The organism is Solwaraspora sp. WMMB762 (assembly GCF_049179115.1).
In the GTDB taxonomy this organism is placed as follows: domain Bacteria; phylum Actinomycetota; class Actinomycetes; order Mycobacteriales; family Micromonosporaceae; genus Micromonospora_E.
Map to the genome: position 1 here is coordinate 380,752 of NZ_JBMHMD010000001.1, position 21,474 is coordinate 402,225.

The following is a 21,474-nucleotide window of genomic DNA, read 5'->3' on the forward strand; positions in this document are numbered from 1 at the left end:
GAGACTTTCGATGCTGCTGCGACAGGTCATCGGGCGGGTGTTGCGTCGGCTCCGGCAGGACCAGGGCCGCACCCTGCAGGACGTCGCCCGAACCGCCGGCCTGTCCACGGCGTACCTGTCTGAGCTGGAGCGCGGACGCAAGGAACCGTCCTCGGAGATGTTGGCATCGATCTGCCGGGCGCTCGGCGTCGCGCTGGAGGAGCTGTTGGCGCAGGCGATGCAGGAGCTGACCCGCAGCCGTCCAATAGCCACCATCCGCTGGCGACGATCCGTCCGGCCCTCGGGCGGCCCTGCGTCGGCCGCCCGAGGGCGACGGGGACGGGCGGGCCCGTCCGCCGGCCGGCCCGGCGAGCGGCGGGCCGGCCGACTGGTGGCCGGCCCGCCGCTCGCGGCGCAGCGGCGGGCCAGCCACCAGCACATGTTCAGGAGCAGGCCACCCCGTTGACGGTGATCAGCTCCGGTGCCGGGTTGGCCCCGCCGGCGGTGGTGGCGTTCAGCCCGAACATCGCCGTCTCGCCGGGCTCCAGCCGGCCGTTGTAGGTCTCGTTGCGGGCCGTCACCGTCGCCCCGCTCTGGCCGACCTCGGCCATCCACGCCTCCCGGAGCCGCTGGTCACCGGTGAACGCGAAGCGGACCGTCCAGCCGTCGACCGTGGCGTCCCCGGTGTTGGTGATGTCGACCTGGGCGGTGAAGCCTCCGCCGCCGGCCCACTCGCCGTAGTTGACGTACTCGGCCCGGCAGCTCAACGGCGCCGGTGCCGGCACCGCGTCGCCCTGGTCGGCCAGGAAGGAGGCGATCCAGCTCAACGCCGAGTTCCAGTTGATCGCCACCTCGTTGGTCGCGTACGACTCGATGTCGTCGACGTAGCAGAACATCGGCGCGCAGCCTTCCAGCAGGTCCCGGACGAACGGGTCGTCCAGGCCGGCGTTGGCGCCGCCGGCGATCGACCCGGCCGGCGGGATCGGCAGGTCCGGGTCTAGTTGGTTGCCGAAGATGCGGCTGTGCTGGTTGCGCGGGTACACCGAACCCCAGCCGGTGACGTAGGAGTGATTCAGCGCGTTGCGGCCGAAGATGTAGTCCATCGCCTGCACGGCACCGTCGCGGTACCCGCTGTCCCCGGTCATGTCGTACGCCGTGGCGAGCACCACCGCGTTGTTGATGATGTTGCTGTTGGCACCCCAGAAGTAGGCGCCCCGGTTGCCCGGCATCGGCAGCCCGTACGCCTGGTCGGCCAGGGTGGCGAGGTAGGAGTCGGCGGCGGCCACCACCGAGGCGCGGATCCGGTCCCGCTCCTGCGGGGCGAGCCCGTTCGGCACGGTGGCCAGGTCGAGCCGGCCGAGCGCGGCGGTGGAGCCCCAGCCGAAGCCGGTCGCGTCGAAGACGTCCCGGGTGTGGTGCGGCGAGGCGGTGACGTCGTCGAGGTAGCTCTGCTCGCCGGTGGTCAGGTACATCTCGGCCGCCGCCCAGTAGAACTCGTCGCTGACGTCACCGTCGCTGTAGGCGCCGCCGCCGTTGCCGTCGGCCGGGTCGGCGAGCCGGTCCGGGTTGGCCTTGGCCGCCGCGTACGCCGTCGTCGCCGCCGTCTGGCACTGGTCGGCGAACGCGGTGTCGTACGGGGCGTACAGTCGGGCGCACTGAGCGGTGACAGCCGCCAGGTTCAGCGTGGCCGCGGTCGATGGTGGATGCAGCTCCCGCAGCTCCGGGTCGTCCTCCGGCTGCAGCGGCAGGCCGGTCCAGTTCCGGTCGTGGATCTTGTGGTGGGCCATTCCGGCGAGCGGTTCACCGGCCGGCACCTGCATCCGCATCAGGAACTCCAGCTCCCAGCGGGCCTCGTCGAGGACGTCCGGCACGCCGTTGTCCCGCTCGGGCACCCGCAGAGTGCCGTCGCCCAGCCCGGCCCCGCCGTCGGCGCTGGGAGCGGTCTTGGTCCGCTCGAACGCGCTGAGCAACTGGTAGGTGGCGATGCCGCCGTTGACCACGTACTTGCCGTGGTCGCCGGCGTCGTACCAGCCGCCGCGCACGTCGAGCCGGTAGTCGCAGACACCGGGCTGGCACGGCACGTCGATGTCGCCCTGGTTGGGGGCGACGCCGACGTGGCCGGCCGGGCGGGCGTACTCCTCGCCGACCAGGTCGCCGTCGATGGCGATGCCGCTGCGCTGGATGTAGAAGAACTGCAGCGCGTCGGAGCGCAGCTGCTGGTAGATGTCGCCGGAGATGGCGAACGGGTAGCTGGTCTCGCCGTCGGCGACCAGGGTGAACCCGGTGCCGGTGCCCCGGTACGCGGAGAAGTCGACGCTGTGCGTCTGCTCGCCGGAGGCACTGTCCAGCCCGCGTACGGTGCTGGTGCCGCTGGCCACGACGGCCCCGTCGGCGTCGTGCAGCTGCCAGTCGAGCGGCTCGGTGGCGTCGGTGACGACGGTGGCGTTCTTGGGCCCGCCGGGCAGGTAACCGACCTGGTTGACCCGCACCCGTGGGCCGGTGTCCGGCACGTACGGCGGTTCCTCCTCGCCGCCGCGCAGCGAGACGTCGTCCAGGCAGAAGGTGTACTCGTCGGCGTTGCCACCGACCTGGAAGGCGAGCTGGGCCCGTTCGGTGTCCTCGCTGGCGACGAAGGTCGCCTCGACCCGCGACGGTTCGGCGGTCAGCGCCAGGTCGCGGCCGAAATAGCCGGTGTACGGGTCGGCGCCGAGCTGGACAACCGCCCGTACGGCGGCGGCCGGTTCGGCGGACGCCGTGAAGCCGATGGTGTACTCCTCGCCGGCGATCAGCGGCAGGCCCTCCTGCAGGATGCCGGCGTCCCACGGATTGGCCAGCCCGGTCGGGACGGTGGCGCAGAGCTGTCCGTCGACCACCCCGGTGCCGCCGGTGCCGTAGCTGATCCAGCCGTCGGTGCCGTTGCTGAAGTCGCCGTTGGTGATCTGCTCCGGCCCGCCGGGCGGAGGACCGGCGCTGTCGTCGCTGATCAGCGACACGTCGTCCAGGCACAGGGTGTAGTCGGCGGCACCGCCGCCGAGTTGGAAGGTGAGGGTGCCGTCGGGTGAGTCGAGATTCGCGGTGAACTCGTAGGTGACCGTCTCGCCGTCCGGCCCGAGGTCCAGCTCGCGGCTGAGCACGGTGGTGTAGGGCTCCGCGTTGAGCTGGACGTTCGCCCGTACGGTCGCGGGGACGTCGCTGGCGGCTGTGAAGGCCAGGCGGTACGCGGCACCGTCGATGAGTTCGATGCCGTTGTGTCCGATGCTGGCGTCCCACGGGTTGGTGGTGCCGCCGGGCACGCTGGCGCACAGCTGGCCGTCGGTGGCGGCCAGGGCGACGTTCTCGGTGCCCCACCAGGGGGCTGTTCCGTCGTCGAAGGTGCCGTTGACGATATGTTCGCGTTCCTCGGCGTACGCCGTCGTCACGGTCAGGGTGGTCAACGCCAGGACGCTGGCACTGGTGCCGGCGAGCAGCGCGACCGTCCGGCGTCGTCTGGATCGGGTCACGGGGTTCCTTCCGCGCGTGGGTCGGACTGCCCGGGCCGGGGCGTCCGAGGACCGGACCTGACGTCGGTCCTCCCCGGGCCGCGCCGGAGGGCAGAGTTGGGAGCGCTCCCATTGATCTGAGACGATGTTGCCAGGGCGTTACCGGAGTGTCAATCACGTCATGCGCGGCGGGCCGTGCGACCGGCGTCGGACGTCTGATTTGCGGTGTTTTTCAGCTTATGTCCGTCCCCTGACCGCAATTCTCCATGATCTTTAACATCTGCATGCTGATCTACTAGAGACATTTCGGCCCTGTTCCTGGCAGGCTGCCAGCCATGACCCTGAAGCTGCGTTCCGCGGCGGTGACCGACCGCGGCCTGATCCGGAGCGGGAACCAGGACGCCGTGCACGCCGGCGACTGGCTCGTCGCCGTCGCCGACGGCATGGGCGGGATGGCCGCCGGGGATCTGGCGAGCAAGATCGCGATCGAGGCGATCGCACCGCTCGATGCGGCCGTCGCGGACGATGAACTGGTACCGAGGCTGCAGGCGGCGGTCGAGACCGCCAGCGCCGGGATTCGTCAGGCGATAGCCGAGGATCCGGCGCGGGAGGGGATGGGAACGACACTGACCGCCCTGCTCTTCGCCAGGTCCGGCGCGGCGATCGCCCTGGCCCACATCGGCGACTCGCGGGCGTACCTGCTGCGGGGCGGCGCGCTGGAGCAGGTCACCCGGGACGACACGTTCGTGCAGATGCTGGTTGACGAGGGCGTCATCACTGCGGAGCAGGCCGCCAGCCATCCGCGTCGGGCGGTAGTCACCCAGGCGCTGCAGGGGGAGAACGTCAACCCCGCCTACCAGGTCTTCGAGCCGCAGACCGGCGACCGTTGGCTGCTGTGCAGCGACGGGCTGTCAAACGTGGTACGGGCGGAGAGCATCGCCGAGGTCCTGGCCACCTACGCGGACCCGCAGGCGGGCGCGCAGCGGCTGGTCGACCTGGCGATCCGGGCCGGTGGTCCGGACAACATCACCGTGGTCATCGGCGACATCACCGAGGTCACCGGCGACATCGCCGGGTAACGGTTGCCGAGCCGCCGGCTGCGGCCGGCCCGGGAGGTCGGGGCCGGCCGCAGCCGGTGGGAAGCCTGCAGCGTGGGTCGCGACCGGCGGCCGGGCAACGCGGCCCGACCCACCGATCGGCCCGATCAGTACGTCGACTGCAACTGTCCGCGGAGCTTGGTCAGTGCCCTGGCGAGCAACCGCGACACGTGCATCTGGGACACGCCGATCTGATCGGCGATCTGCGACTGGGTCAGGTTGCCGTAGAAGCGCAGGGTGAGGATGCGCTGCTCGCGTTCGTCGAGGGTGGCCAGCGCCGGGCCGAGCGCGACCCGCAGCTCCGCCAGCTCGTACTCGCGGTCCTCGGCGCCGAGCATGTCGGCCAACTCGGTGGCGCGCTCGCCGTCGCCGGTCGGCGTGGACAGCGACACCGCGTTGTACGCGCGGGCACCCTCCAGGCCTTCGAGCACCTCCTCCTCGGTGATCCGCAGGTGTGCGGCGATGTCGGCGACCGTCGGCGACCGGCCCAGCGTCTGCAGCAGGGTGCTGTTCGCCTCCGAGATGCTCAGCCGTAGCTCCTGCAGCCGGCGGGGCACCCGGATGTCCCAGGTCCGGTCCCGGAAGTGCCGCTTCAGCTCACCGATGATCGTCGGGATCGCGTAGCCGGCGAAGTCGACGCCGCGCGTGGGGTCGAACTTGTCGATGGCCTTGATCAGGCCGACGGCCGCGGTCTGAGCGAGATCGTCGGTCGGCTCACCCCGGCCGCTGTAACGCTGGGCGAGGTGCTGGGCCAGCGGGAGCCACGCCTCGATGGCCCGGTCGCGCAGTGCCTCCCGGGACGGGTGCCCGGTCGGCAGCGCCGCCATCGCGGCCAGCAGCTCGGTCGCGCTGTCCTCCGGTGCGGTCGTCCGCTGGTCCAGTGTGGCCGGCGTGGTCACCGCCCGGTCCACTGTCCTGGTCCGGTCCACTGTATTCAGTTCGGCTACTGTCGTCGGCTCGGTCACCGTGCGGTGTCCGGTCAGTGTCGCGGTCATGGTGGTCCTCCCTGCACCTCGTCCGCGGATATGGAAAGTGGTGCGTCTTGATGCGTCCGCTAGGGTCTTTCGGCCTCCAACACTAACCTGGTCGGTCAATCAAAAGCTAGCCGAAAGTACGATGTATTTATCGCCCATAATAGATGAAGTCGGACATTTTTCCGCCTGTGAGCACCGTTTCCGGCCGTCGGTTACCCCGTCCACGGTCAATGAAGCGTCACCAGCGCCTCATGATCGTCGACCGGTAGGTCGCCCGGGGCGACCGCGAAGACGGACATCCCGGCCAGCTCCGACACGCCGTCGAGGGCGGTCGCGAAGGCGACATCCGCCGCGTCCCGGCCGGTCGCGATCCGCACCATGCTGGGCCGGGGCGCCAGCCGGGTCGCGTCCCAGACGTACCACCGGTCACCGACGGCGGCCTCGGCGACCAGATGGAAGTCCATCGGAGCCAGGCCGGGTGCGTAGACCGCGACGACCCGCGCCGGGATGTCGACGGCCCGGCAGAGCGCCACCGTCAGATGCGCGTAGTCGCGGCAGACGCCCGCCCCGCTCAGCAACGTCTCGGCGGCGTCGGTGCCGGGCCCGCTCACCCCGGCCATGTACGAGGTCCGGCTGTGGACGTAGTCGCAGATCGCCCGGACGGAGTCGACGGCGTCGCGGTAGCCGGCGAACCGGGCAGCCGCGAATCCTGTCATCCGGTCCGATGGGCAGTACCGGCTCGGCCGGGTGTAGATGATGCGGTCCAGTTGACTGACCGCCGACCCGGCCGCCGCCGGGGCCCGGTCCGACGCCGGAGGCGGCAGCGTGGTGGCGCGGTACGAGATCGTGAGATCTCCGACCGGTGCCCGTACCAGATGCTGACAGCCGCCGGCGGCCCAGCTCCCGTCGATCTCCGTCACGGCAACGTCGTCGCCGTCCGCGGTACCCGCCACCAACCGGGGCGGCGGTGCCGGCCGGTGCGCCGTGACCTGTAGTACCAGTGTGGCTGCCGCCTCGACGCGGTAGCTGAGCCGGCAGCCGATCTCTCCTGCCGCCGGGGTCGTTCTCTGGTCACCCATCGCCCATTGGTACCCGTCGGACGCAATCGTCGCACCGGCTGCCGAGGGCGACCCCCGTCACGTCCGGCAGATGGTTGAACCCTTGATCAGAGCGTACGCTGCAACCGGTGACCTGGTCGGGGTCGGTGACCACCACACACCCACCCCACCTACCGGCAGAGCCACGTGTACCGCAGTTTGGAATCGAGGACCCCGATGCCCGCCATCACCGTCGACGACGTACTCGTGCTGCCCCGGGTGCCGGCCCACGACCCGGCCACCGGCACGATCCGGCCGGTACGCCGGGTCACCACCGCCCCCAGCGGCTTCGAGGGCGAAGGGTTCCCCGTGCGTCGGGCATTCGCCGGTGTGTCGATGACCGAGCTCGACCCGTTCCTGCATCTGGACCAGATGGGTGAGGTGGAGTACGCGCCGGGCGAGCCGAAGGGCACCGCCTGGCACCCGCACCGCGGCTTCGAGACGGTCACGTACATCATCGACGGGATCTTCGACCATCAGGACTCGCACGGTGGCGGCGGCACGATCACCGACGGGGACACCCAGTGGATGACCGCCGGTTCCGGACTGCTGCACATCGAGGCGCCACCGGAACACCTGGTGGCCAGCGGCGGACTCTTCCACGGCCTCCAGCTGTGGGTCAACCTGCCCCGGTCGAAGAAGTTCGCACCGCCCCGCTACCAGGACATCCGAGGCGACCAGGTCGCCCTGCTCACCACCCCGGACGGCGGAGCACTGATCCGGGTGATCTCCGGCTCGGTCGCCGGGCACGACGGTCCCGGCTCCACCCACACCCCGATCACCATCAGCCACCTGACGGTACAGCCGGGGGCGCAGGTGGACCTGCCCTGGCGGGCCGACTTCAACGCTCTGGTGTACGTCCTGGGCGGCCGGGGGTCCGTCGGCCCGCAGCTGCGGCCGGTGCGCACCGGCCAACTGGCTGTCCACGGGCCGGGCGACACGCTGCGGATCGCTGCCGACGCCCGGCAGGACAGCCGCGCACCGCGGCTCGACGTGTACGTCATGGGCGGTCGCCCGATCCGGGAACCCATCGCCCGGTACGGGCCGTTCGTGATGAACACCCGGGCGGAGCTGCTCGCCGCGTTCGAGGACTACCAGGCGGGCCGGCTGGGGGTGGTGCCGGCGGCAGACGTTCCGCACGGCGCCGGCCAGCAGCCGCCACGTTGAGCCTCGTCGGCGTGCCGCCGGCCGGGCACGGCGGGTCAGGAGACCAGGAACACCCCGAGCACCCCCAGCACCACCATCACCAGGACCGCGAGGAGCAGTCCTTGTTCACTCTGGATGGTCTGGTCGGAGTAGGTTTGCTGGGGATCCGGGGTGACGATTTCGGTGCTCATCGTGCCTCCTCAGCCTGCTGCCCTGGCATCTTGACAATGACGGTAGGCAGCAGGTCTCGTCCGTGAATCCCGGAGCCGTGCCACCTACGGGTGTCGCCGCAGCAACCGGGTACCCGGCCGGCCCCGCCCAAACACCCTCCTGGGAAGAGCAAAGTGGTGGGGTGCCGGAGGCGCGGGCAGGTGAATGGGGTGCCGGAGGCGCCGGCAGGTAATGGGGTGCCGCAGCGCGGCGGGGCGGGACAGCGCCCTGGGTGCTGTCCCGCCCCGCCGCTCGTGATTTCCCTGCTGGGGCCGGTCCTCGTCAACGGGATGGGTGTCCGGCCGGCTGGGTCGACTCCCGTAGCACCTGGTGGGCCCGGTCGGCGTATTCGGCGTCGACCGTCACACCGTACTGGCTGGCCTGTAGCAGGCTGCGGGAGGAGAAGTCCCGCCGGCCACCGGTCATGGCGTGCGCCACCGCACCGAACACGGCACCCCAGACCGCACCGATCACCACGGCGGTGACGATGATGCCCAGCCAGTTCACCACCGCGAAGATGCCGATCAGCAGGCCGATGAACAGCCCGAACCAGGCACCGGTTCCCGCGCCGGCCAACGCCGCCCGGCCGGTGGTGAGTCGGCCGGTGACCTCCTCCACCAGCCGTAGATTGGTGCCGACGATGGCGGTGCGTTCCACCGGGAACCGGTTGTCCGACAGCCGGTCGACGGCGCGCTGCGCGGAGGCGTAGTCCGGATAGCTGGCGACGGTCACGCTGGTCCGCGCGGGACCGCCGTCCTGCGGCGCGGCGCCGGGCGCGGTGGCTGGTCCGGCTGGTCCGGCCGGCAGGTTGCTGGCCGGGAAGTTGGCGGTGTCGCCGAACATGCCCGGCGACGGATTATCCGTACGCGTCGTGGATCTGGTCATATTTGGCCTCCTCTCTTCGGCAGGAGTGCCCCGTGAGCCGCCCGGGTAACCCGGTCCCCGCACGGACTTCGGCCCCGCCCGGTACCGGGCGGGGCCGAAGTGTGCCTGCGGATCCTGATTCGTTGTGCGTCAGCTCGCGCAGGCCGCGCCGTTGAGGGTGATGTTGCTCAGCGGCGGCAGGGTGCTACCGGAGAAGGTCCCCTGGAAGCCGATGCTGACGGTGGCACCGGAGGCCAGTGATCCGTTCCAGGCAGCGTTGCGGACCGTGATCTGGCTGCCGGACTGGGACCAGTCGCCGTTCCAGCCGTTGCTCAGGCTGACGTTGGATCCGGCGGTGAAGGCGAGGGTCCAACTGCTGACCGAGCCACCGGTGTTGGTGATCCGGATATCCCGGGTGAAGCCGCCGGGCCACTGGTTCGTGGTGTAGCTGACGCTGCAGGCGCCGGCCGGCGGGTTCGTGGTGGGCGGCGGAGCGGTGGTCGGCGGGGGTGCCGTGGTGGGTGGGGGTGCGGTGGTCGGCGGTGCGGTGGTCGGCGGTGCGGTGGTGGGCAGGGGGCCGGCCGCGATCGCCAGCTCGTACGCCCGCTGCGGCACGAACTGGCCCGCGTTGGCAATGCAGCCGTCAGCCTCGCCTGGCAGCTTCACCCAGAGGTACGCGTCGATCTTGCTGTCCCCGGTGTTGGTGGTGCTCGTCGTGCCGATGGCCCGGCCTTCCGGGTCGCACCATTCGGAGCCGAGCGGGCCGTTGCCGTTGCGGCTGGTGTCGATCACCGCGTTGAGGTGGTTCGCGCCGGTGGCGTTGATGACCGCCTTGACGTAGTTGGTCGCCTCGCTGGTGCTGCGGTAATTGGACACGTTGGTGGAGATGCCGTGGGCACTGTTCGCCACGTCGGCACCGACCAGCAGATTGGCCATCATCGACGGGGGGTGCCAGGCCGAGTTTCCGGCGTCGAAGTAGATCCGGGCCTGCGACGATCCGGCCTTGAGCGCCCGGCCGGCGTAGGCCATCGAGGCGCGTACCTCGGCCTGCTGCGACTCGTTCATGCAGGTGCCCATCAGGGCGAGCACGTCGGGCTCAAGCACGATGTACGCGGGCCGGTTACCGAGCCCGGCCGCGACCTGGTCGACCCACTGCCGGTAGGCGCTGTGGTTGGGCGCGCCACCGCTGCTGTGGTTGCTGCAGTCGCGGTTGGGGATGTTGTAGACGACCATGATCGGGATCTTGCCGGCCGCTGCGGCGGCACCGACGAAGGCGCTGACCTGGTTGCGGACCTCGTTGGGGTTGTACTGGGTGAACCAGCGGCCCTGCGGCACCGAGGCGATCCGGTCGCGGATGACGTTCGCCCGGTAGTCACCGGGGTTCGCCGCCACCCAGCGGGCGGCCGAGGTGTCCGGATCGACGTAGAAGGCTGATTCGGCTGCCTCGGCGGCCGTGGGCTGCAGCAGCCCGACACCGACCGCAGTGGCCACCGTGAACGCCATGACGGCGGCGGTGCCTGCGGTGAGCGCAGATCTTCTGCGCATGCGTGCTCCCTCCGGGTAGGGACGATATATTGAGAGCGTTCAGTGGAAGCGCTCCCATGGATATCGACCACCGTACGGGGATGTTGCTGATATGTGAAGAGCCTGTGACGCCAATCGTTCCAAAGGTGGCATAAAGTGAAATATCTGACCCGGTGGTAGCCCGGGTCAGTCCAGCGGCGTGCGGAACTCCGGACGCAACGCGATGATCCCGAACGCGGCACCGAACGGGTCGGCCAACTGGGCGTAGGCGCCCGGACCGGCCTGGTACGGACCGAAGGAGACCGTCCCGCCGAGTGCCTGACAGCGCTGCACAGCCGCCTCGCAGTCGTCGACCTCGAAGGTCGTCCGCCAGTGCGCTGGGACCTGTGGCGGGTACATCTCGCCCATCTCGATCAGCCCGGCCACCTCGCTGGTCTCCCGCAACCACTCCTGATATCCGGACCCTTCGCTGTAGATGCTGGGTCGCGTGGTCCACCCGAACACCGAGCCGTAGAAGGACACCGCGCCGGCCAAGTCCCGGGTGGCGAGTTCGTTCCAGCAGGTAGCGCCGGGCTCACCGGTCACCTGTGCGCCGGGGAATGCGCCCCGCTGCCAGAGCCCGAACACGGCGCCCTGTGGATCGGCGATCAGGGCGCAGTGGCCCCGTTCGGCGACCTGGGCGGGCGGCGAGAGTGTCGATCCGGCGGCCCGGTGCACACTCTCGACCGTCGCGGCCAGGTTGTCCGAAGCGAGGTAGGTCAGCCAGGCCGCCGGCTGGCCTGCGGCGAGGGCGGGGGCGAGCCCGGCGACGGCCATGTCCCGCAGGTGGAACTCGGCGCCGGTGCTGTTCGGCAGGTCGACCGGCTTCCAACCGAACAGTTCGTGGTAGAAGTCGCTCGAACCCGCGGTGTCGCTGGTGCGTAGTTCGGACCAGCAGGGGGTTCCCGTGGCGTAGCCTCTGATTCGCACCGCTTTGTACCTCTTCGCGTCGTTTATCCTATTGGCGTAGTCAGTTACCGTACGCCACGGAGACGCCTGCCGCGACTCGGCCGAATGGCCCAATTGAGATCACTATGGGTAAACATAGGGGTTACGAGTTGATTGGCAACATGATCTCGAACCACACGGTTGAACCGCGTACCGAGGGGTCGGTGCCCCAGGTGTCGCTCAACTGCTCGATCAGACCCAGACCCCGGCCACGGCTACTCAACGTGTCGACATGTGCCCGACTGGCCGTGCCCCGGGTGCCACTGTCAGCTACCGAGACGAGTAGTCGCTCCTGACTGAGATCGATCTCCACCCGCGCCTCGGTGCCGGCATGCAGCAGGGCGTTCGTGGTCAGTTCGCTGGCACAGAGCACCGCCGGACCGATCACCGATTCCGGAACCTGCCACCCGGCCAGCTGGTCGGCCAACCAGTGCCGCACCCGGCTCGGTGCGATCGGCTCGGCAGGAACCAGCAGCCCCGCCGACCGGCTCGGCGCGGCCGCGTGCTCCACCGCGAGCACCGCCACGTCGTCGTCAGTGGTGCCCGGCACCGCCGCACTGGCCACCGCGCAGAGGTTGCGTGGATCGCTGGTGCTGGTCTCGGCGACGGCTGCGGCCAGAGCTGACATCCCGATGCCGAGATCCTGACCGCGTCGTTCCACCACGCCGTCACTGAACATCAGCAGCGTGTCGCCGGGGCGCAGCTCGACCCGGGTCGGCCGCCGTGGCCCGGCCAGACCAAGCGGCGGCCCGGGCGGCACCGGGACGAACTCGGCGCTCGCCGTGGTCGACGACCAGCGTCGGATCAGCGGAGCGGGATGACCAGCGCTGGCCACCGTCAACCCGCCGGTCGCCGGATCCAGCATCCCGTACAGCACGGTCACGAACAGCTCCTCGTTCCGGCTCTCCGCGCCCAGGCTGTGCACCAGCCGGTCCAGCCCGTTCAGCACCGCCGTCGGCTCCGGGTCGGCCAGCGCGAGCCCGCGCAGCGCGGCCCGGACCTGGCCCATCAGCGCCGCTGCCCGCACATCGTGCCCGACGACATCGCCGAGCACCACGGCCAGCCCGCCATCGGGCAGCCGGAACGCGTCGTAGAAGTCCCCGCCGGCCGAATTGCCGTCCACCCCCGGGTCGTAGCGTGCGGCCAACCGCAGCAGCGGCAGATCCGGCAGTTGCTCCGGCAGCATGCTGCGCTGCAGCAGTTGAGCCGTACCATGCTGGGTCTCGAACCGCCGGGCCCGCTCGGCCGCCTGAGTGACCAGCTCGGCGACCGCCGAAAGCAGCGCCCGTTCAGCCGGCGCCCACGAATGTGGCTCGCGGTACCCGAAGGTGATCCCACCGCGGAGCGATCCGGCCCGCAGCGGTAGGGCGGCGAGCGCCGTCACCAGCTCGTCGTGCCGGTCCGTGGCGTACCGGGCGAGCGGCCGGCCCTCCCCGGCGAACCGGGGGACACCGGTGCCGGCGACGGTGGCCAACGGGGTGGGAGCGTCCCGGGGGATCCGGCGCCACACCGGCGGCAGTCGCTCGTCGGCTTCGTCGAGCAGTTCACCGCGGACCCGGCGGACCACCCGCCATCCGCCGCCGTCGTCGATGCCGAGCGCCACCTGGTCGACGTCGAGCGAGGCCAGTCCGTACCGCAGCGCGACTCGGGCGACGTCGTCGAGGGTGAGCGTGCCGGCCAACGCCGAGGTCAGCTCGCTGAGGCTCTGCAGCCGGTGGGTGATGGTGCCGGTCTCGGTCGCGACCGAGAGCATTCCGACGATCCGCCCGTCGCTGTCCCGCACCGCGGAGTAGCCACGGGTGAAGGCCGTGCCGCCGAACGGGCCTGACTCACCGGTACCGAACGGCGCCACGGCCTCCGACTCGAGGAACGGCTCGCCGGTGCGGTAGACCCGTTCGACCACGTCGCCGACGCCCGGCCGGTGCCACGCGTCGGCGAACACCGCAGCCGCGGGCTGGGCGAACGCCTCCGGGTGCTTGGCACCGAGCAGCTCCGCGTAGGCGTCGTTGTAGATCATCAGGAAGTCGTCGCCGTAGACCAGGGCCATCGGCACCGGTGAAGCGAGCACCAGCTCGACCGCTGCCCGTACCGCCGGATCCCAACCACTCAGCGGGCCGAGCGGCGTGCCCGCCCAGTCGTGCCGGTCGACGAGTCCGGCTGGTACGACGCTGTCCGAGGTGGTGCCGGCCGGTACGGCGCTGTCCGGGTTGGTGCCGGCCGGGGTGGCTGAACGCGCAGCCGGCACCCCCGACGGGGTGTCCCGGGTCTGCCCGGCGGTGCCTGCCATGGGTGGCAGCCTATCCGGGGGCTGCTGTCGGCGGGTGGCGTGGACCGGCGCTAGGTGGGTATGCGGGCCGGCGGTAGGCGATGCAGCGCGTCCGTACGACAACGAGGCGACGCATCGGTAGATGAGCCGGAAAGGGGGGACCGGATGTCCTCGACGTACGCGTCGGCGCAGGTCGACATCGGCAACGCGCTGACTGACATGTGGCGGTCCGTGATACTTTTCGTGCCCCGGGCCATCGCGTTCATCGCGATTCTGGTGGTCGGATGGTTGATCGCACGGGCAGTGCTGAAGGGCGTCGACAAGGCGCTCGAACGGGTCGGGTTCGACCGGGCGGTGGAGCGCGGCGGCATCGGCAAGGCCCTGGAACGGACCCGGTACGACGCCAGTGACATCCTGGCCCGGTTGGCGTACTACGCGGTGCTGCTGTTCACCCTGCAGTTCGCGTTCGGAGTCTGGGGACCGAACCCGATCAGCGACCTGATCAGCGCGGTCGTGGCGTGGCTGCCGCGGGCGTTCGTCGCGATCGTCATCGTGGTCGTCGCCGCCGCCATCGCAACCGCGGTACGTGACCTGGTGTCGGGCGCGCTCGGTGGGCTCTCCTACGGCCGCCTGCTGGCCACCGCCGCGTCGGTGTTCATCGTCGCGCTCGGCGTCATCGCCGCGCTGAACCAGGTCGGCATCGCCACCACGGTCACCACCCCGGTGCTGATCGCGGTGCTCGCCACCATCGCCGGCGTGCTGATCGTCGGGGTCGGCGGTGGCCTGGTCCGACCCATGCAGCAACGGTGGGAGGGCTGGCTCACCCGGATGGCGGAGGAATCGCAGGCGGTGCGGGACAGTGCCCAGGCGTACCAGGCCGGCCGGGACGACGCCGGCGGCCGGATGAACGAACCGACGCAGGTGATCCCGCAGACCCAGCAGGCACCGGCGATGTCCGGTGGTCGTGAGGCGGCCAGCGGCCGGGGCACGGCCGGGCCGGGTGCCAACCGGCCGGGGGGCATGACCGGACCGGGCGGGACCTCCCGCGGCTGATCCGTCCGGGCGGGTCGAGGAAGCCGCCAGTACGGGGCCGGGGTCAGCGCGGGGCCGCGCCGCTGATCCCGGCCAGCTGGCAGACGGCGACCAGCCGCAACGTCACCCAGTCGACCGTCGTCCACTGGGTGGTCGGCCCGACCACCCGGGGGCGCCAGCCGGCCTCGGCGGCCGCGTCGCGCACCCCGTCGGCGTACCGGGCCAACGTCACCGGGCTGAGCGGACGCAGATCCGCGAACAGCCGGTCCCGGACCGCAGCGGCGTGCTGATCCAGCTCGGCCAGCAGGCCGGGCAGGACCGCGGCGGCGGCCAGGCCGGCCGCACCGAGCGAGGCGTGCAAATCGGCCAACGAGGTCTGCGCCGCCCTTCGGGCGGCCGGGGCGGCCAGCAGGCCGTGCGGGGCAGCGGGAAATGGACTCATGTACTGTGCCCGCCCGGCTACTCGACGCGTCGGTTGTCGGCCGGGGCCGGGCGGCGGCGGGCTGCGTCGTCGGCGATGATCACCGTGGCGACCATCAGCGCCACGCAGACGCTGAACAACCAGGAGCCGTCCGGCAGCAGGTAGGCGGAGACCGGCGCCTGGATCGCGGTCAGCAGGAAGCCGAGCCAGGCCCAGCGTCGCTGGCGCGGCGTGAGGAATCCGGGGGCGGTGGGGCGCATCCGAAAAGTCTCGCTCGGATGATTCCCACCGCCGTCAGCCGATCGGCCGAGGATGGCTGACCGATGCGTCAGCGACCCGGTCCGGCCGCACTCAGCGACCAGCCGTGGCCGTCGTCCGTACCTGTCGTTCCGGGGACCGTCAGTGCGGACCGGTTCGGCCGGTGGTCGACGGCCGGTACGGCCGCTCGGGGTCCGTCGTCGCCGGTCCGCCCGGGCGGCCTGCGGTACGGTCCACCGCTTCCGCGCCGTGGCCGAACTCCTCCTCGGCCGCGGCGTCGTTGCCGGTCATGTCGTCGACCTCACCGTCGCCCGCCGGTGCGGCGACAGCCCGCTCCAGTTCACGGACCGGCAGCCGGTCCTCGTCGCGCCAGACGTCGTCTGCGGAATTAGTCATGTCGCTCGGGTTACCCGGCCGGGCTGTCGCCAAACAGGGGCCGGCGGACGCGGCCGGGGCGGGTGGGCCGGTTTCGGCCCACCCGCCCCGCCGTCAGGCCCACCGGTCGGCCGGCTCGGGAGGATTCACCGCCGGCCGGCGGGCGCTGTTTGAGGTTCGGTGGTCGGTTGAACTGTCACGGTTGCGGCCGGGGGACCTCGCCACGCCAGGCACCGGTCTCCACGCCGTGCCGGCTCTCGATGAAGTCCTTGAAGCGCTTCATGTCGCCCTTGACCCGGCGGTCCACGATGCCGAGCTTGTCGCCGGCCTGCTCCGCCGCCCCCTCCGGGTCGAACTCCATCTGTGCGGTCACCCGGGTGTGGGCGTCGTCCAGGCGGTGGAAGGTGATCACACCGGCCTGCTTCACCCCACCGGTCGCGGTCCAGGCGACCCGCTCGTCGGGAATCTGCTCGGTGATCTTCGCGTCGAACTCGCGCGACACCCCGGCGATCTCGGTCGTCCAGTGCGTCAACGTGTCAGACACCTGGGTCACCTCGGAGACACCCTCCATGAACTGGGGGAACTCCTCGAACTGCGTCCACTGGTTGTACGCGGCGCGTACCGGCACCGCGACGTCGACGTACTCGGTCACTGCTCCCATCTGAAGTCCCTCCTTGAATCCCGCTGGGCCGCAGGCGGCGCGGTCACCAGCGGGTCGTCTCGTTGGCATGGCCGAGCTCGGCCCACACCTCGGACACCGTCTGGAACGTGCGACCCGGCGGCAGCTGATCGATCTCGTCGAGCACGTCGTCGGGTGCCTCGTTCTCCAGCGCGCTGTTGCGCAGCGTGCTGCGGTCCCCGGGCAGCGCCGAGAGGTTGATGTAGCGGCCCAGCCTGCTCCGCTGCTCAACCTCCTCGCTGGTCATGCCCTGCGGCGTACCGGAGCGGTTGTCGCCGGCCGGAATCGCGGCCGGCTCCGGCTGGTCCTCGCCCGGGGGCTCCGCCTCGTGCCACTCCTCGGCCCGGCCTCCGGTGGTGCCCTGCGTGGTCCCACGGGTGTCGTGAGCCATGCTGTCGTCCACCCGGGGACTGTGCTTGCTGTTGCCGCGTTCCATAGCTGTTCGACTACCCGTGACCGGCGTGGCTAAACCGGCGTACGTGGCGGCAGCACCGGGTCGGCCGGTTCCGACTCGCCGGCCTGGGCGGCCCGGCGGCGCTGCACCTCCGCATTGATCTCGACGCCCAGCATCACCGCCAGGTTGGTCAGGTAGAGCCAGACCAGGAACGCGATCACCGCGCCGAGGCTGCCGTAGGTCACGTCGTACGAACCGAAGTACGCGACGTAGGTGCCGAATCCGGCGGAAACCAGCGCCGTCAGCAGCAGGGTCACCGCGCCGCCGACGGCCAGCCAGCGGAGCCTCGGCTGGCGAACGTTGGGGGCGAACCAGTACAGAAGGGACAAGAGTGTCGTGACGATGGCGATCAGCACCGGCCATTTGAGCAGGCTCCAGGCGGTACGCGGGGCCTGGCCCAGGCCGAGTCGGTCACCGAGCGCGTCGGTGACCGGGCCGCTGACAATCAGCATCACAGCGACCAGCGCGAGCAGTACCAGCCCGGCGGCGGTCAGCCCGAGCTGCTGCGGCTGCAACCGGTAGAAGGGGCGACCTTCGGCCACCCCGTAGATGGCGTTCGCGGCGCGGGTGAACGCCCGTACGTAGCCCGACGCCGACCACAGCGCGGCCACCAGACCGAAGCTGAGCAGCACACCGGCGGAACTGCGCTGGTCGACCACCCCGTCGATGATGTCGACGAAACCCTCGTCGCCCACCACCGCCCCGGCTCCGAGCTCCTCGGCCAGGCCGACCACGGTGTCCACCGTGCGCTCACCCTCCGAGACCAGACCGACCAGCGCGACGACCACGATCAACGAGGGGAACAACGCGAGCACCCCGTAGTAGGTCAACGCGGCGGCCCAGTCCACGCAGTTGTCCCGGACGAACCGGCGTCCGCTGCCGACCAGCACGGCGCGCCACGTCGTCAACCGGATCTCGCGTAACCGCGCCGGCCGGGCCGGACTGCTCACCAACGGCCGTCCGGTCCACCCGGAGCCTGCAGATGCAGCACCTTGACGACGGTCATCTCGTCGAGCAGTTCCGGTCCGAATCCGAGGCCCTCCCCGCTGCCGCGCCGGGGGTGCGCGGCACCGCCCGGCGCTCCGCCGAACACCGAGTTGATCTTCACGGTGCCCACCGGCAGTTCACGCCAGGCCCGCTGCGCGTGGCCCATGGAACGGGTCAGCACGGTCGCCGACAGACCGTACGGGGAAGCCGCCGCCCGGGACAGCGCCTCGTCGAACGACCCCACCGTCATCACCGGGGCGACCGGGCCGAACGTCTCCTGCCGCATCACCGCCATGTCGTCGGTGCACCCGGTCAGCACCGTCGGCGGGTAGAAGGCACCGGGCCCGTCCGGGATCCGGCCGCCGCACCGCGCCGTCGCCCCGGCCGCCAGCGCCGCCGAGACCTGGGCGTGCACCCGGTCGCGGTGTCGGCGGTCCACCAACGGACCCAGCTCGGTGTACGGGTCACGGGCCGGCCCCAACCGCATCCCCGAGCAGTGCCCGGTGAGTTCCTCGACGAACGGCTCCGCCACCGTGCTGTGCACGTAGATCCGCTCCACGCTGACACACACCTGGCCCGAGTTGGCCAACGCACCGGACGCCGCCTGCTGCGCGGCCCACCGCGGATCGACGCCCTCGTCGACGATCAGCGCGTCGCTGCCGCCGTTCTCCCGCAGCACCTTGGCCCCGGTTCGGGCGCACACCTCGGCGACCGCCCGCCCGGCGTCGGTCGACCCGACATGGGCGACCAGGTCCACCCCGTCGGAGGCGGCGATCCGGGCACCGACGCCCCCGTCGCCGGTCAGCAGGGCGAAGACCCCGTCGGGAACCTCGTCGGCGACCATCCGGGCGAGCAGCGCGCCGGTCGCCGGGCAGCGTTCACTCGGCTTGTGCACCACCGTGTTGCCGGTGACCAGTGCCGCGCCGAGCAGCCCGCAAGCCACCGCCACCGGGTCGTTCCACGGTGTCAGCACCGCCACCACCCCACGCGGCACGTACGCCATCAGATCCAGGGCGGCCGGGTCGCCGGCCAGCGCCCGACCCCGGTGCACCGGACCCAGTTCGGCGTACTGCCGCAGGGTCGCCACGCCAGCGGCGATCCCGGCCCGGGCCCCGGCCAACGGCTTGCCCATCTCCGCGCTCTGCGCCTCGGCCACCTGGTCGGTGGCAGCGGCCAGAGCGTCCGCGATTCGCCGCAGCGCCGCGGCCCGTTCCGCCGCCGGTGTCGCAGCCCACCCCGGTGCCGCCTCGCGGGCCGACTTCACCGCCGTGCCGATGTTCGCCTCGGTGGCGACCGGGCTGCGGCTGACCGGGGTGCCCTCGGAAGGGTCCTCGACGACGATCTCGGCACCGTCGCCGAACCGCCCCCACACGCCGTCGATGAACTGCTCCACGTCGTACATCCGGCAGTCGTTCCCGAAGGCCGCGCCGGTAAACGTTTGGCTGCGCCCGGCCGGGGTAGCCGCGCGGAGATGGCAGACACGGATGTGGAGACGGCGGACGCGGTCGTCATCGGCGCCGGACACAACGGCCTGGTCGCCGCCAACCTGCTCGCCGACGCAGGTTGGGACGTGCTGGTGCTGGAGGCGGCCGGGGCGCCGGGCGGCGCGGTCCGGTCCGCCGAGGTGACCGCTCCCGGCTATCTCAGCGACCTGTACAGCTCGTTCTATCCGCTCGGGTTCGCTTCGCCGGTGCTGCGGGAGCTGCGGCTGGCCGAGTTCGGGCTGCGCTGGCGGCACGCTCCGGACGTCTTCGCTCACCTGCTTCCGGACGACCGGGCTGCGGTGGTCAACCTGGACCCCCGGCGGACCGCCGAGTCGCTGGAGACATTCGCCGACGGCGACGGCGAACGCTGGCTGTCGGCGTACGCCGAGTGGCGGGCCGTGTCGGCACCGCTGATCGACGCGCTGTTCACCCCGTTCCCGCCGGTGCGGGCCGGCACCGCGCTGCTGCGCCGGCTCCGGAGCGCCGGATCGCTGCGGCTGGCCCGGCGCCTGTTACTGCCGGTCCGCCAGCTCGGCCGGGAGACCTTCGCCGGTGCCGGCGGTCCGGCGCTGCTCGCCGGTTGCGCGCTGCACACCGACCTGGCCCCCGACGATGTCGCGTCCGGCGTGTACGGCTGGCTGCTGACCATGCTCGGTCAGGAGATCGGCTGGCCGGTGCCGGCGGGCGGCGCGCAACGGATCACCGACGCGCTGGTCGGCCGGCTGCGTTCCCGGGGCGGGCGGTTGGTCACCGGCGCCGCCGCCGGCCGGGTGCTGATCGCCCGCAGCCGGGCGGTCGGCGTGCGTACCGTCGACGGCCGGCTGTGGCAGGCCCGGCGGGCGGTGCTCGCCGACGTTCCCGCTCCGGCGCTGCTGCTCGACCTGGTCGGTGACCGGTGGCTGCCCACCAGGATGGTCGACGACCTGCACCGGTTCCGGTGGGACGGGTCGACGGTGAAGGTCGACTGGGCGCTCGCCGGCCCGATGCCGTGGCGCAATCCGGCGGTCGCCGGGGCCGGCACCGTGCACCTCGGGGCCGATTTGGACGGACTGACCCGGTACGCCGCCGCGCTGGCCTGCGACGAGGTGCCCCGCGACCCGTTCCTGCTGCTCGGTCAGCTCACCACCGCCGACCCGCAGCGGTCACCGGCGGGCACCGAGTCGCTGTGGGCGTACACGCACCTGCCGCACCGCACCTCGTGGCACGCCGAGGAGATCCTCGAGCACGTCGCGCGGATGGAGGAGGTGCTGCACCGGCAGGCACCGGGCTTCGGTGCCCTGGTCCGGGCCCGTGACGTTGCCGGTCCGGTAGACCTGCAGGAGCACAACCCGAGCCTGGTCGGGGGAGCGGTCGGTGGCGGCACCTCGGCCGCGTACCAGCAGCTGTTCTTCCGGCCGGTGCCCGGCCTGGGCCGCGCGGACACCCCGGTCGACCGGCTCTTTCTCGCCTCGGCGTCGGCGCACCCCGGCGGCGGGGTGCACGGCGCGCCCGGGTCGAACGCCGCGCGGGCGGCGCTGGCCCGCGACCGCGCGGTCACCGGGCGGATGTACGGGGCCGTGGTGTCGGCGGCGCAGCGCGCGGTCTACCGCTGAGCCGGTGGCCGAATCGAGTGGCCGACCGGTCAGTCGATGACCATCCGGGCCCGGCGACGCCGGGATGGTTGTGCCGGCACCGGTGGGGGACCGGATGGGGCCGGCGCCGACGGTACCGGGCCGACCGAGCCGGGCAGCAGACCCCACCCGGTGGTGTCCTGCTCCGCGGCGGCGCTCTGCCGGATCGACAGGTGGACATGTCCGGTGTGCGGGTTGCTCCCGGTGTACGCCCGTCGGCTCCAACCGGTGGCCCGGTTGGCGATCTGCCGATCGAAGATCCAGTACTGGGCTGCGGGGTGGGTCTGGAACGCGGCCAGGAGCGTCGGTACGTCGATGCCGTCACGGTCGACGTCGATCGCGTCGACACTGCCCCGCGCGTTGGGATTGTGGTCCGAGGTCCGGGCCGCGTGCGCGGCGTCGCCGATCCAGCCGTCGGACCTGCGGTCCCGGTCCGGCCACCGGGCGTCGATCTCACTCCGCAGTATTCGCAGCGACGGTGCCAGGTAGTACGCCATCTGCCCTCCCGCTCGCCGGGCGGTCGGCGACGACCGACCCCGTCCACGTCTGAC

General features: G+C 71.5%; 21 protein-coding genes. 5 read left to right on the forward strand and 16 right to left on the reverse strand.

Translation table 11 applies throughout. The features are described from left to right. Positions 1–10: 10 nt before the first annotated feature. Complete coding sequence (locus ACN27J_RS01755; protein ID WP_421362786.1) at positions 11–445, forward strand: helix-turn-helix domain-containing protein; 435 nt, start codon at positions 11–13, stop codon at positions 443–445. On the opposite strand, the gene ACN27J_RS01760 is transcribed toward ACN27J_RS01755, so the two are convergent. Further along, positions 423–3,479, reverse strand: coding sequence for a glycoside hydrolase family 9 protein (locus tag ACN27J_RS01760; protein ID WP_421362789.1), 3,057 nt, complete (start codon positions 3,477–3,479; stop codon positions 423–425). The two genes, ACN27J_RS01755 and ACN27J_RS01760, sit on opposite strands and share 23 nt — an antisense overlap. Before the next feature lie 314 nt (positions 3,480–3,793). On the opposite strand from ACN27J_RS01760, the gene ACN27J_RS01765 reads away from it, so the two are divergent. Further along, positions 3,794–4,537, forward strand: coding sequence for a PP2C family protein-serine/threonine phosphatase (locus ACN27J_RS01765; protein WP_421362792.1), 744 nt, complete (start codon positions 3,794–3,796; stop codon positions 4,535–4,537). 125 nt (positions 4,538–4,662) lie between these two features. Here the strand turns inward: ACN27J_RS01765 and ACN27J_RS01770 are convergent, their stop codons facing one another. Beyond that, positions 4,663–5,382 (reverse strand): SigB/SigF/SigG family RNA polymerase sigma factor, encoded by a 720-nt coding sequence (locus ACN27J_RS01770; RefSeq protein WP_416556744.1) that lies wholly within the window; start codon positions 5,380–5,382, stop codon positions 4,663–4,665. Positions 5,383–5,756: 374 nt separating this feature from the next. Beyond that, positions 5,757–6,608 carry a transglutaminase-like domain-containing protein gene (locus tag ACN27J_RS01775; RefSeq protein ID WP_421362795.1) on the reverse strand — a complete coding sequence of 284 codons (852 nt, stop codon included), beginning with the start codon at positions 6,606–6,608 and terminating at the stop codon, positions 5,757–5,759. 195 nt (positions 6,609–6,803) lie between these two features. Between ACN27J_RS01775 and ACN27J_RS01780 the strand changes: the two genes are divergently transcribed. Continuing rightward, a complete protein-coding gene (locus ACN27J_RS01780; protein WP_421362797.1) occupies positions 6,804–7,793 on the forward strand; it encodes a pirin family protein in 990 nt (329 codons plus the stop codon). Positions 7,794–7,828: 35 nt separating this feature from the next. Here the strand turns inward: ACN27J_RS01780 and ACN27J_RS01785 are convergent, their stop codons facing one another. The 5 genes from ACN27J_RS01785 to ACN27J_RS01805 form a co-directional block, all read right to left on the reverse strand. Continuing rightward, positions 7,829–7,963 carry a hypothetical protein gene (locus ACN27J_RS01785; RefSeq protein ID WP_278168539.1) on the reverse strand — a complete coding sequence of 45 codons (135 nt, stop codon included), beginning with the start codon at positions 7,961–7,963 and terminating at the stop codon, positions 7,829–7,831. 301 nt (positions 7,964–8,264) lie between these two features. Continuing rightward, complete coding sequence (locus ACN27J_RS01790; protein WP_421362801.1) at positions 8,265–8,867, reverse strand: general stress protein; 603 nt, start codon at positions 8,865–8,867, stop codon at positions 8,265–8,267. A gap of 129 nt (positions 8,868–8,996) precedes the next feature. Continuing rightward, positions 8,997–10,391, reverse strand: a complete 1,395-nt coding sequence (locus tag ACN27J_RS01795) for a glycoside hydrolase family 6 protein (protein WP_421362804.1) — start codon at positions 10,389–10,391, stop codon at positions 8,997–8,999. A gap of 165 nt (positions 10,392–10,556) precedes the next feature. Then, positions 10,557–11,339: a VOC family protein gene (locus ACN27J_RS01800; RefSeq protein WP_421362807.1), complete on the reverse strand. Its 783-nt coding sequence runs from the start codon at positions 11,337–11,339 to the stop codon at positions 10,557–10,559. Between the two features lie 121 nt (positions 11,340–11,460). Continuing rightward, positions 11,461–13,644 (reverse strand): SpoIIE family protein phosphatase, encoded by a 2,184-nt coding sequence (locus ACN27J_RS01805; protein ID WP_421362809.1) that lies wholly within the window; start codon positions 13,642–13,644, stop codon positions 11,461–11,463. Between the two features lie 144 nt (positions 13,645–13,788). Between ACN27J_RS01805 and ACN27J_RS01810 the strand changes: the two genes are divergently transcribed. After that, positions 13,789–14,676, forward strand: coding sequence for a mechanosensitive ion channel family protein (locus ACN27J_RS01810; RefSeq protein WP_421362812.1), 888 nt, complete (start codon positions 13,789–13,791; stop codon positions 14,674–14,676). A 43-nt stretch (positions 14,677–14,719) separates the two neighbouring features. Here ACN27J_RS01810 and ACN27J_RS01815 read toward each other — a convergent pair whose 3' ends face one another. From ACN27J_RS01815 to ACN27J_RS01845, 7 genes are all read right to left on the reverse strand, one after another. Continuing rightward, entirely contained in the window at positions 14,720–15,097 is a 378-nt protein-coding gene (locus tag ACN27J_RS01815; RefSeq protein WP_421362815.1) for a DUF6401 family natural product biosynthesis protein, read from the reverse strand. A gap of 17 nt (positions 15,098–15,114) precedes the next feature. Beyond that, complete coding sequence (locus ACN27J_RS01820) at positions 15,115–15,336, reverse strand: hypothetical protein (RefSeq protein WP_278168547.1); 222 nt, start codon at positions 15,334–15,336, stop codon at positions 15,115–15,117. Positions 15,337–15,475: 139 nt separating this feature from the next. Further along, on the reverse strand, positions 15,476–15,730 hold the full coding sequence (locus tag ACN27J_RS01825) for a hypothetical protein (protein ID WP_278168548.1): 255 nt from the start codon (positions 15,728–15,730) through the stop codon (positions 15,476–15,478). A 175-nt stretch (positions 15,731–15,905) separates the two neighbouring features. After that, positions 15,906–16,370 carry an SRPBCC family protein gene (locus tag ACN27J_RS01830; protein WP_278168549.1) on the reverse strand — a complete coding sequence of 155 codons (465 nt, stop codon included), beginning with the start codon at positions 16,368–16,370 and terminating at the stop codon, positions 15,906–15,908. A 43-nt stretch (positions 16,371–16,413) separates the two neighbouring features. Beyond that, on the reverse strand, positions 16,414–16,824 hold the full coding sequence (locus tag ACN27J_RS01835) for a DUF2795 domain-containing protein (protein ID WP_278168550.1): 411 nt from the start codon (positions 16,822–16,824) through the stop codon (positions 16,414–16,416). A 29-nt stretch (positions 16,825–16,853) separates the two neighbouring features. Then, positions 16,854–17,792, reverse strand: a complete 939-nt coding sequence (locus ACN27J_RS01840) for a YihY/virulence factor BrkB family protein (protein WP_421362820.1) — start codon at positions 17,790–17,792, stop codon at positions 16,854–16,856. After that, entirely contained in the window at positions 17,789–19,231 is a 1,443-nt protein-coding gene (locus ACN27J_RS01845) for an aldehyde dehydrogenase family protein (protein ID WP_421362822.1), read from the reverse strand. Before ACN27J_RS01845 ends, ACN27J_RS01840 begins: the two co-directional genes overlap by 4 nt. A gap of 69 nt (positions 19,232–19,300) precedes the next feature. On the opposite strand from ACN27J_RS01845, the gene ACN27J_RS01850 reads away from it, so the two are divergent. Continuing rightward, positions 19,301–20,905, forward strand: coding sequence for a phytoene desaturase family protein (locus tag ACN27J_RS01850; RefSeq protein ID WP_421362825.1), 1,605 nt, complete (start codon positions 19,301–19,303; stop codon positions 20,903–20,905). 29 nt (positions 20,906–20,934) lie between these two features. Here ACN27J_RS01850 and ACN27J_RS01855 read toward each other — a convergent pair whose 3' ends face one another. Beyond that, positions 20,935–21,420, reverse strand: a complete 486-nt coding sequence (locus ACN27J_RS01855; protein WP_421362827.1) for a hypothetical protein — start codon at positions 21,418–21,420, stop codon at positions 20,935–20,937. Positions 21,421–21,474 lie beyond the last annotated feature (54 nt).

Coding starts and splice junctions, on each gene's coding strand:
- ACN27J_RS01755 (WP_421362786.1), top strand. CDS start 11: ATGCTGCTGCGACAGGTCATCGGGCGGGTGTTGCGTCGGCTCCGGCAG.
- ACN27J_RS01765 (WP_421362792.1), top strand. CDS start 3,794: ATGACCCTGAAGCTGCGTTCCGCGGCGGTGACCGACCGCGGCCTGATC.
- ACN27J_RS01770 (WP_416556744.1), bottom strand. CDS start 5,382: ATGGCGGCGCTGCCGACCGGGCACCCGTCCCGGGAGGCACTGCGCGAC.
- ACN27J_RS01775 (WP_421362795.1), bottom strand. CDS start 6,608: ATGGGTGACCAGAGAACGACCCCGGCGGCAGGAGAGATCGGCTGCCGG.
- ACN27J_RS01780 (WP_421362797.1), top strand. CDS start 6,804: ATGCCCGCCATCACCGTCGACGACGTACTCGTGCTGCCCCGGGTGCCG.
- ACN27J_RS01785 (WP_278168539.1), bottom strand. CDS start 7,963: ATGAGCACCGAAATCGTCACCCCGGATCCCCAGCAAACCTACTCCGAC.
- ACN27J_RS01790 (WP_421362801.1), bottom strand. CDS start 8,867: ATGACCAGATCCACGACGCGTACGGATAATCCGTCGCCGGGCATGTTC.
- ACN27J_RS01795 (WP_421362804.1), bottom strand. CDS start 10,391: ATGCGCAGAAGATCTGCGCTCACCGCAGGCACCGCCGCCGTCATGGCG.
- ACN27J_RS01805 (WP_421362809.1), bottom strand. CDS start 13,644: ATGGCAGGCACCGCCGGGCAGACCCGGGACACCCCGTCGGGGGTGCCG.
- ACN27J_RS01810 (WP_421362812.1), top strand. CDS start 13,789: ATGTCCTCGACGTACGCGTCGGCGCAGGTCGACATCGGCAACGCGCTG.
- ACN27J_RS01815 (WP_421362815.1), bottom strand. CDS start 15,097: ATGAGTCCATTTCCCGCTGCCCCGCACGGCCTGCTGGCCGCCCCGGCC.
- ACN27J_RS01820 (WP_278168547.1), bottom strand. CDS start 15,336: ATGCGCCCCACCGCCCCCGGATTCCTCACGCCGCGCCAGCGACGCTGG.
- ACN27J_RS01825 (WP_278168548.1), bottom strand. CDS start 15,730: ATGACTAATTCCGCAGACGACGTCTGGCGCGACGAGGACCGGCTGCCG.
- ACN27J_RS01830 (WP_278168549.1), bottom strand. CDS start 16,370: ATGGGAGCAGTGACCGAGTACGTCGACGTCGCGGTGCCGGTACGCGCC.
- ACN27J_RS01835 (WP_278168550.1), bottom strand. CDS start 16,824: ATGGAACGCGGCAACAGCAAGCACAGTCCCCGGGTGGACGACAGCATG.
- ACN27J_RS01845 (WP_421362822.1), bottom strand. CDS start 19,231: ATGTACGACGTGGAGCAGTTCATCGACGGCGTGTGGGGGCGGTTCGGC.
- ACN27J_RS01850 (WP_421362825.1), top strand. CDS start 19,301: ATGGCAGACACGGATGTGGAGACGGCGGACGCGGTCGTCATCGGCGCC.
- ACN27J_RS01855 (WP_421362827.1), bottom strand. CDS start 21,420: ATGGCGTACTACCTGGCACCGTCGCTGCGAATACTGCGGAGTGAGATC.